Annotated in this window: 1 pseudogene; it reads right to left on the reverse strand. The window is 35.9% G+C overall.

Features of this window, described 5'->3' with window-relative positions:
- Positions 1-1849: pseudogene (locus F0000_RS27070) on the reverse strand (DUF11 domain-containing protein); the annotation flags it as partial.
- Positions 1850-2236: the final 387 nt, after the last annotated feature.

Raw genomic sequence — 2236 nt, forward strand, 5'->3', positions numbered from 1 at the left:
CGGTTTTATCAACTCTGTAAACTCCTCCACTACTAACCGTCAGTGTCTGAGAATTTCCTATAACCATACCAGTGCCTAAATCCGTCCAAACATAAGTCGGAAAGCCTCCTCCTGCCGTCAGATCCAATGTACCTGTACATAAAAAAGCATTAAAATTACCATCGCAACTATCCAAATCTATTAAAAAATTTGAAGCTCCAGTAATATCAAACTGGCAAACATCCTGATCTAAAACACTATCTTCTCCAGAATTCGTAGTTCCAGATATTAATCCAGTATAAGTGGATCGTGCTATATTCTCAATCTCATTACTACAAGCATCTCTCAAATCTGCACAACTTGCTACTACCTCTACCCCAAAACGAATATTTATTGGACCATCAAAACGTTCTAATACGCTATCATCAAAGGTAAAAGTGATCTCACGACCGGTTGGGTCTATCACCGCGGTAACACCTGCTGGTGTCGTAATTGTTCCTCCTACAAAATCAACATTGGCAGGGAGAATATCCAAAATACTCGCATTGATAATATCTTCATTACCCTGGTTCTCAACCGTAAGCTCATAAAACAATTGGTCTCCTAGATTAACGCCTCCTCCAGTAATATCTACAGCATTTATATCCAATACCCGTTTGAATACTGCTAGTTCTGGTTCTATGATCTCAATACTAAAAGTGCTTAAAAAAACACTATAACTATCACCCGAAGTACTGGCAGTAAACTCCACCTGAGTCTGATCATTTCCTATTATACTATTACCGGTATTTGGAATATTAAAAATATCAATATCAAAGCCCAAAGTGTTCTCTGAGGCTGGGTTACGTGCCATATTATAGTTACCATCTACAGAGATTGAACTGTTAAAAAAGTTTGTTGGCGTATTTACCGGATCTACTGATAAGGGGATCGGAAAACCTCCCAAAGGTTCTGCATTGATAGCTAAACCATCTCCGGTAATATTTGTATCTCCTTCTAGAGCTGCTACACCAAATCTTGCATTTACCGGTAAAGGAGCAGGTAAGGTCTGAAAATTATCATATAAAAATGTTTCTGTTGCCCCTCCGTTGCCTGATGCTATCTGCCTGAAACCATCTCTGGAGCTAATAAATTTTTCTGTTTCTGTAGGGTCTTCATAAATAACTACCATTGTCCAACCAGAAGAAATTCCTGGCGATGACAATCCTGTAGCTGATCGAATGTTGGCTATTGTATACTCTCCCTCGGGATTAGCAAGACCTGTTAGTATATCAGTAACATCAGCATAACATACATACGGAATATCTTTTGCAGCTCTATCATTTAGGTTCGTTGCAGAGTTTCGGTATCCATCATATATGACACCTCTATCGACTGCTATTGGAACGTCTAAATAAGTAGCCCCTCCAGGAGTTCTTAATTTTACACTTCTAAAATCTGGTCTGGGATCTGGAAGAGGTAAATTTTGTGTAACTGGGCTATTGTTATTTTTTTCGATATAATAAGTAGCCGACCAATATAATCCAGCGTATACAATACGAGAACACCCTGTGTTACTCATAAAAGTTGCACTACTAGAACTAAAAGTATCATCAATACCATCAGAATTTTCATCAACAAAACCATCTACATCAATATATGAAACAGTTTGCCCATTATTATTCCCTGGCGTATTATTATTACCATTCGGATTACTTGATAATCCGGTAATAGCATTTCCGATTAAAACTAAATCTCCCTGTATCCTAATTTCACTTGCTGCTCTTGTCTCAAAAGGTCTATCACCTATAACTTCTTGTGAATACGATTTGTTAATAATAAAACATAATAATAAAAGTATCCAGTAATTACACCTTGATGAACAGTACATAATATCTAATTGTTTACGTTAGCTATAAATGTCCTAAAGCAGTTTTTTTACGACTACCGTTAGAAACAAAATATATTCAAAAATTAGGGTGTCTAAAAAAATAAACAGCCAATTTTTTATTTTAAAATTATTCAATAAAACATCTAATTTTTAGTGTTTTGCTGAGTTTTAAGAAGTAAACTAAATATTGTGTAAAGAATATATAAAGAAACTGCAAAAAAAATACTTTTCAGGCAGTCTTATGTTAAGTTTTTATGTTATTAATATGTACATCCACATTTACTTTGTCTGCACCCAAAGTCGATACCCAAGGTAATCATATGAGAACCTGCTGCTGTGGTAGGAGCAAGTACCTCATTTACATTTACCTGATATCCATAAGCTACA

Source organism: Aquimarina sp. RZ0 (genome assembly GCF_008370685.1).
Classification (GTDB): domain Bacteria; phylum Bacteroidota; class Bacteroidia; order Flavobacteriales; family Flavobacteriaceae; genus Aquimarina.